The sequence below is a fragment of the Mycetocola sp. genome, from assembly GCF_025464835.1.
GTDB lineage: Bacteria > Actinomycetota > Actinomycetes > Actinomycetales > Microbacteriaceae > Mycetocola_A.
Genome location: NZ_JAODMP010000024.1, coordinates 1 through 7,625 on the forward strand (window position 1 = coordinate 1; position 7,625 = coordinate 7,625).

General features: G+C 60.5%; 5 protein-coding genes and 1 pseudogene. 4 read left to right on the forward strand and 2 right to left on the reverse strand.

What is annotated here, in order from left to right:
* Window positions 1–759: IclR family transcriptional regulator (locus JWP90_RS03480; RefSeq protein ID WP_297359662.1), on the forward strand; the 759-nt coding region annotated here is incomplete at its 5' end.
* 48 nt (window positions 760–807) lie between these two features.
* Window positions 808–1,047, forward strand: a pseudogene (locus JWP90_RS13145) (hypothetical protein); the annotation flags it as partial.
* 275 nt (window positions 1,048–1,322) lie between these two features.
* Here the strand turns inward: JWP90_RS13145 and JWP90_RS03485 are convergent.
* Both JWP90_RS03485 and JWP90_RS03490 read right to left on the reverse strand, forming a co-directional pair.
* The gene (locus tag JWP90_RS03485) at window positions 1,323–1,946 is read right to left on the reverse strand and encodes a response regulator transcription factor (protein ID WP_297359664.1); all 624 of its coding nucleotides are present in this window, start codon (window positions 1,944–1,946) and stop codon (window positions 1,323–1,325) included.
* Window positions 1,943–3,568: a sensor histidine kinase gene (locus JWP90_RS03490; RefSeq protein WP_297359667.1), complete on the reverse strand. Its 1,626-nt coding sequence runs from the start codon at window positions 3,566–3,568 to the stop codon at window positions 1,943–1,945. The genes JWP90_RS03485 and JWP90_RS03490 overlap by 4 nt, the downstream gene beginning before the upstream one ends.
* 227 nt (window positions 3,569–3,795) lie before the next feature.
* Between JWP90_RS03490 and JWP90_RS03495 the strand changes: the two genes are divergently transcribed.
* Together JWP90_RS03495 and JWP90_RS03500 are read left to right on the forward strand one after the other, a co-directional pair.
* On the forward strand, window positions 3,796–6,168 hold the full coding sequence (locus JWP90_RS03495) for a penicillin acylase family protein (protein ID WP_297359670.1): 2,373 nt from the start codon (window positions 3,796–3,798) through the stop codon (window positions 6,166–6,168).
* 15 nt (window positions 6,169–6,183) lie between these two features.
* A complete protein-coding gene (locus JWP90_RS03500; RefSeq protein WP_297359673.1) occupies window positions 6,184–7,122 on the forward strand; it encodes a polysaccharide deacetylase in 939 nt (312 codons plus the stop codon).
* The last annotated feature ends 503 nt before the right edge of the window (window positions 7,123–7,625 follow it).

Here is a 7,625-nt window from a genome sequence, read left to right on the forward strand (position 1 = left end):
GGTGGACTGGGAGTCAGCCGGATAGCCCAACTGACCGGTCGCGACAAAGCCGTGATCTCGAGGGCGCTCACCACCCTGGCGGCATCCGGCCTCGTCGAACGGGACCCGGTCGAGTTGACATATCGCCTCGGCTCCCGGCTCTATGCGCTAGCCATCCGTACCGCTGAGACGACACTCGCCCAGAAATCCCGAACGATCCTGCGCCAGATCGCCCAGTCGACTCGTGAGACCTCGCACCTGTGCGTGCTTCGAGGCGGAAACGTTTTGACGCTGCTGAGCGAACTAAGCCCCCACGAGGTGCGCACCACGGGGTGGGAGGGTGTTACGACGGCTGCCTGGCGTACGCCTTCCGGGCGTGTACTGATCAGCGACTGGGACGAGGCGTCCATCGCCAGTTGGTACAACGATCACGGCAAGGACACAGCCCTCGTCGGCCCGCTAGACCCGACGATGGCGTCCTCCCGTTTCGCCGTCCTTGAGACTCCTCCCGCCGACAAAGCGGTGGTCACCGATTTCGACAGCCTGATGGATGAGATCCGCCGGATCCGCTCCCAGGGATACGCCCTCCTAGATGAGGAACTCGAGCCCGGCGTTGTCGGGGCATCCGCGCCGATCACCGACTTCACCGGCCGGGTGGTAGCAGCAGTGAATGTGAGCGGCCCGAAGTCGCGGATGGGGCATCGGCTGGAGGCCCTCGGCCAGTACGTTGCGCGAGCTGCGGCGGAACTCTCCGGGGCGATTGGCGGCAGGCCCACATAGACCCGTGGATCCGGTGGGCGCAGCCGGTGGCACAGATTCGCGCTCGTCGCCTGGGATGCGACGATAGCCGCCGGGGCTGAAGCGGTTGGTGAGGTGATGCAGGCACTGGAAATCGTGCCATCCGCAAATGTCGTAATCACGGGTGAAAGGCGCTTCGACGGACAGTCGGAAGCGGGAATTGTCCGTCGTTCGTGCGATCACTCGCCGACTGGACGAGAGTGTTGCCGTTGCTCGTCGAAGGCGGAATCGCCGCAGAGCCGACCGGGTTCGTACGCTGCGTTCCCATAGTTAGGGCGACCTTGGCGAACGTCGTACTGCGTCAGCGTCATGGTAGCCATCGTCGAACCGGGGGACTACACCGCGTTCGCCAAGCCGATCCCACGGAGCAGTCGCAGGCGAATGCGTTACGGACTCACCACAGATCTAAGGGATCCTACCCGCCGCTGTCTCCACCGTCCGGACTGCGTTTTTACTTCTCCCATAGGTTCAGGTTGTTTCTGGGCAGGTGATGCTGATGGTGCTCGGGCAGCTCAGAGGGACCGAAGATCCTCGTGGCATCTCCGTCAATCGAGCAGGTGCAGTTTCATCGCCAGATGAACCAGTTCTGAACGACGTTGCAGCTTGTGACGCTTCAACATAGCCGAAATGTGGTATTTCACCGTGTGAGGACTGACATGCAGCAATTCGGCTATGGCGTAAGTGTCGGAGCCACGGCTAACTTCAGCAATGATGCTCAACTCCCTCTCGCTGAACGCCTCGCCGTTCTTAGGGTTCCCGGACTGCCGCAACAAAGATCCAGACAACCGAGAGTCATAGTAAGTCCCGCTCGTGGTCAGCTCGCGCAACATATGCGGGATCAGCTGGGTGCTCGTGTCTTTGAGAATGTAGCCTGCCGCTCCCGCTCTGATCGACTGTCGGAGAAGTTCTGGATTGCCGTAGGCACTGAAAATCACAATCTTCACCTGTGGGTGGCCCTTGGAAAGAGCATCGCACGTATCGATGCTGCTCTCTCCATTCAGTCGAAGGTCCAGGAACAGTACGTCAGGCTTCGCGGTAGCGAGAAGATCAGATGCCTCGCGCAAATGCTCACTGGAGCCGGCGAACTCGAGACCGTCTTCTCGCTGGGCCATCGCCGATAGACCCTCTCTGATGACCTGGTGGTCATCGACGACACAGAATCGGATCACAAGCGATTCCTCGATTCATGGCGACTCACCTTTGCGGTGACAATCAGGCCTCCACCGGCTGCGGTTTGGAAACTCAGTAAGCCTCCGACCGAGTTCGCGGCGTCTTGCATCCCTCGAAGGCCGAGATGTCCGACTCGGCTTTGCGCCGAGCGATGTTGATCGTCCAGCGACATGCCTCGTCCGTCGTCTTGGACGCTGAGAGTGGCCGTCTTGTCGTCCGTATCCAATTGGACGTGTATGTTGGCACAGCCTGAGTGCCGCTCAGCGTTGACAATCGCCTCTTGCCCGATACGAACGAGCGCCGCTGCGGAGGTTGCAGACAGATTGGAGCACTTCGAGTCGATATTCTCGCCATGAGTTCGCGCGACTGTCGAGGAATGCCGGAGTTCCATGATCCGATTCATGACCGCATAAGCGTTGACCTCTTGAACCGGTACCTCCTCCGCGAAGATGTCGGATATCTGCTCCCTCAACGCATCCATAGCGGATTCCACCGCATGTGCAATGACCTGGAACCGCTGTTGCGATGTAGAAAAATCAGGGTCTCTGCCACCTTCTTCAACGACGAAGCCGATTTCAACGAGACGTCGCACAACGGTGTCGTGAAGTGAGTAGGCCATCTCCTCGCGATACCTTCGCAATGTTTGCCGTTCTCGATAGACATCCATTTGGTTCTGTTCGATTGCAAGTGCGGCAAATCCGGCGAACTCGTTCAGGAGTGCTTCATCCGTGGGTGAGTAGGCACGAAGACGGCGGTCGGCCAGGTAGATGACCGCAGCCACATGATCCTCGACCATGAGAGGCGCCGCCATAGCGGAGAGGATGCCCTCTTTGCGTGTTTCCGCCACGGGGGCGGATTGCAGTCGGGCATCGTTTGAGTAGTTTATCGATCTCACCGGTTTACGGAGGATGCGTGCGAGGCCTCCGAGTCCGTGACCATCTTCCACCCGGAGTGACTTGAATCCGCGTGTTCTGATTCCCAAGGTCTGAGAAAAGGTGAAAACGCCCGCGCTGTCTTCTGCCGTGGCCAAGTACGATACGTCGGAACCCAACAAGGACCGACCGCTCTGCAGCATGTTCTGCAGCCTCAACTCCGGGTCCGAGATACTGATATTGGCGGCCGCGATTGCATTGAGGGCGATGCTCAAATCCCTCTGGAGCCGGAATGCGCCGACCTGCCTCGCAGTTCGAATCGCGTTCGCGATGGTGAGCGACTCCCGTGTCGCTTCCAGAACATCCGGCCGGGCTTGGGGTGAAGGATTGCCCACGACGACCGCGCCGGTTCCGTACTCGTCGGAGAAGGGAAGAATAATCGACGATGGCAATTCGACGGACCGATTCCGTAGTAGTGATCTAATCGTGAAACCGTCGACGCGCGCCGGTCGCCGACCACGAGGGAAGGTTCCGGCGATCACAGGCTCGTTCTCACTGAAAAGCTCGAGGTCGTTGCCGGTGGCGGCGAGAACGACGAGGTTCTCGCCACGGGGGCGGTAAAGGGCAACGGCAAACGACGCGGCAGAGGCGGCTCTATTGTCCTCGACGATCGTCTGAAGACTAGAACGGATCGCCCGTGACTGGCCCCCGTCGAAAAGGTATTGGGTCGGCGGCGACGGTGCCATCATATGGAGAACAGTACGGGAGAAGCTAAGTAGGCGCGACTTAAGCCCGCGAGGACTAGTCGTTCGGCTAATCAATTGTCAACGGGAGGCGAACCGGATGTTAGACGCATACCTTCAGAACCTTCGGCTTCAATTGCCGTAGCGCATCGAGCAGTGCCGTTCGAACCGTCCAGTACAGCTGGTGTCGGGTCAGCACCGTCCGGTGGCGTATCCAGTGCACACGACGGGAGTTGCAGACGTTGTCACCAAAAAGGCAAGAAGTAACGAGTGAAACCATAGAGCTACCGGGGCTGACCGGGCCTGCTGAGATCATCATCGACGAGTGGGGCGTGCCACATATCTATGCGGCGAGCACCTATGACGCCTTCAGGGTGCAAGGATTCAATGCTGCTCGCGACCGCCTCTGGCAGATTGATTTTTGGCGTCGGCGAGGGTTGGGTCGGCTGTCTAGCGTCTTCGGTGAGAAGTACGTCGAGAGAGACCGCGCTGCGCGTCTCTTCCTCTTCCGTGGAGACCAGCACGCCGATTGGCTCTCCTATGGCTCAGACACGAAGCGCGCCACTACTGCTTTCGTGGACGGCATCAACGCCTTCATCGAGATGACTCGTGAGGATCCCAGTCTGCTGCCGGAGGAGTTCACGGAGATCGGGTACGAGCCGGAACTCTGGGAGGCTGCCGATGTATCTCGAATCCGCAGCCACGGTCTCTTCTATAACGTGCGCGAAAAGGTCAACCGGGCGTTGACGATCCGCGATCATGGCGGCGATATCGAAGAGTTGCGTCGACGGCGAGAGCCGCACAACGACCTCACCATTCCTGAAGGTCTCGATGTCAGCGTCATTCCCGACGACGTTCTGGCTGTTTACGACCTCGCAACGACGCCACCACCCTTCGCCGCGCCTGATCCAGATAGTGCCCAGGGCAAAGTTCTTCCGGAGGGGAGCAACAACTGGGTTCTTGCCGGCGACCGCACTGCCACTGGACGACCGTTGCTCGCGAATGACCCGCACCGGGCGGCAGCGGCGCTTCCGGGACTTCGCTATCTCGCTCATCTGAGCGCCCCCGGCTTCGACGTGATCGGCGGCGGTGAGCCAGGTCTGCCCGGCATCAGTATCGGTCATAACGGCCAGATCGCGTTCGGCCTGACGATTTTCGCCATTGATCAGGAAGAACTTTACATCTACGAATTGAACCCCGAGAACCCGCGGGAGTACCGCTATAAGGGCCGCTGGGAGCCGATGAGAGTTGAGCAAGAGATCATCGAGGTTGAAGACGGCGATGATGTCGAGGTAGAACTGGTGTTCACCAGACACGGACCTGTGATTCACATCGATGAGAGCAAAGGCGTCGCCTTTGCCGTTCGTGCGGCGTGGCTCGAACCCGGTATGGCTCCATACCTCGGGAGCATGGACTATATGCGGGCCAAGAACTGGGACGAGTTCCTCGGTGCTATGAACAGGTGGGGTGCCCCTCCCGAGAACCAGCTTTACGCGGACACCGACGGCAACATCGGCTGGAAGACAGGCGGCCTGACGCCCATTCGACCCAACTGGGACGGAACCTTGCCTGTGCCCGGGGACGGGAGATACGAGTGGGCGGGCTTTTACGACATGGACCAATTGCCGGGCGATTTCAACCCCGCCAGCGGTTGGCTGTCCACCGCGAATGAGATGAACCTCCCAGAGGATTTCCCTCGCGAACGACACATTACGTATGACTGGTATGCCCCCTACCGCAAACATCGCATTGACGAGGTCCTGGGGGAGTGGACGAATGCGAGCGTCGAGGACATGGTCACCCTGCAGAACGACTACCTCAGCATCCCGGCGCGACGCATCACCAATGCCGTCCGGATGCTACCTATCGACGATCCCAGTCAGGTGGACGGTCTTGCCCTCCTCTTGAACTGGGACAACGTTCTGAGCGCTGAGTCTCCTGCGGCGGCACTGTTCGAGGTGTGGTATCGCCGGCATCTGCGCCCCGCCCTGCTTGCCAAGGCGGTCAACGAACTGACAGGAGTGAGCGACAACGCAGAGGTCTTGAAAAGGATCGCAAACAAGGAAGACCTCCTCGCGGACGCTCGTATCGACCTCGAATTGATGGAAAACCCCGGTCAGAGGCTCGGACAAGATCCAGCGGGCTTCCTCGCAACGGCGGTTGTGGATACCCTCCGCGCAGCCATCGCGGACCTTGAGAGCTTGCTGGGCACTGATCGCAGCGCCTGGGCGTGGGGTCGGCTTCATCTAGCGCGGGCGTCCCACCCGCTGAAGGCAATCATGCCGGGAGTCGACGAGGCGAATCTCACGGTCGGCCCCCTGCCACGAGGCGGAAGTGGCGACACCGTCGGAAACACCGCTTACGGTCCGAACTTCGTCCAGAGCGCTGGGTCGACGTTCCGTGTGGCCATCGACGTGGGTGACTGGGGTTCTTCTCTTGCCATGAACGCCCCGGGCCAGTCGGGCAACATGCATAGCCCGCACTACCAGGACCTGTTCGAGATGTGGGCCCGCGGCGAGGCCTTTCCGTTGTTGTATACACGGGAAAGCATCGAAGCGGCCGCAGAGCACGTCATCAGCCTCAACCCTCCGCAAGTAATCAACTAAGGAAAGGAACACAAGATGGGACATCTTCAACTCCCCGAGGGCAAGAAAATCGCCGTCAACCTTGGCACAGACTTCGACGCGCAGGCACTGTGGCTCGGAGCGTTCAACAGGCCAAGCCCCGCGCAAATGGCGCGAGGTGAGTTCGGCGCCGAGGTCGGCGTGCCCAGACTCCTCGACCTCTATGACCGATTCGAGGTGAAGTCGACGTGGTTCACCCCGGGGCACACTGTCGACACCTTCTCCAAGCAGTGCATGCAGGTACTTGACCGGGGGCATGAGTTCGGCCACCACGGCTACTATCACGAGATTCCGCCCGGAATCACGCGGGACACCGAAAAACGGCTCATGGAGTTGGCTTTCGATTCCTTCAAGAAAGTTCTCGACCTGCGGCCGGTCGGTTATCGCTCCCCCTACTGGGACTACAGCGACAACACGCTCGACCTCGTCGAGGAATTTGGGTTCAGATACGACAGCAGCCTCATGGCGCGAGACCTCGTTCCGTACTACCCTCGCCGGTGGCAGGTCCGTTGGGAACAAGGGAACATCCCCGGCAAGGCGAGCCATGTGCTCGAAGTCCCCGTCAACTGGTACCTGGACGACTTCCCGCCTCTCGCCTACACCGGAGCTCAGGCAGGCATGCAGGACACCGAGACGATCCTTCGTCGGTGGACCGACATCTTCGACTATGCCTACGACAACGTCGAGAACCCGGTCTACGCCACTTGCGTACACCCGCAAATCATCGGGCAGGCGCACCACATGATGTGGTACGAGCGACTCATCGAGCACATCGCGTCGAAAGATGGGGTGTGGTTCGCAACGCTTGACGAAATCACCGCGGCCTGGGTCGACGACGAAGAAGACCTCCGACTACAGGCGCTCCCGGATGTCCGAGGCGTAGAGGCGCCCCCATCCGATTCGAGCTTCGCAAGGGCCGCCGCAGCCGCCAACTGACAAGTAGAACTGTCTGAAGAACGAGTAAAGGGGGAGCGGCGGTTCGGTGTGCCCCGCCGAGCCGCTGCTTCCCCGAGTGCGTCCGACACCAAGAATCTCCGTAGCTGGGTCACCTTCGCCTTGCCGACCCAAAGGAATCCCGAGTAGCGCTCGCTTCTTACGATGGCGTGATCGGTCGCCGCGTCCGCGCTCCTGCTTGCAGGATGCTCATCGTCGAGTTCACGCACTGGTGACGACACATCGCCCGCCTTGCACCGGTTGTAGCGCCCTCGAAGATCGTCTGCGCCGGAATGAACTATCCAGCCCACCGTGGGGAGATGCGACGAGTAAACGATGGGCATCCCGCAGGCGCGTGGCGCCCGGAAGTGGCACCGCGCGCTGTGGCATCCGTTACATGCTGTCGAGCGGTGCACCCGCCCGGTGAAGCGCTGCCTCGAGCAGCTCGAGGTCGATGCGGGCGTGCTCACGTGCGATCGCGCTGGCGGCATCCGCCTGGGCGTCGC

Bases quoted from the DNA above. Each gene is read 5' to 3' on its own strand.
- JWP90_RS03500 (WP_297359673.1), top strand. From the start codon at position 6,184: ATGGGACATCTTCAACTCCCCGAGGGCAAGAAAATCGCCGTCAACCTT.
- JWP90_RS03490 (WP_297359667.1), bottom strand. From the start codon at position 3,568: ATGATGGCACCGTCGCCGCCGACCCAATACCTTTTCGACGGGGGCCAG.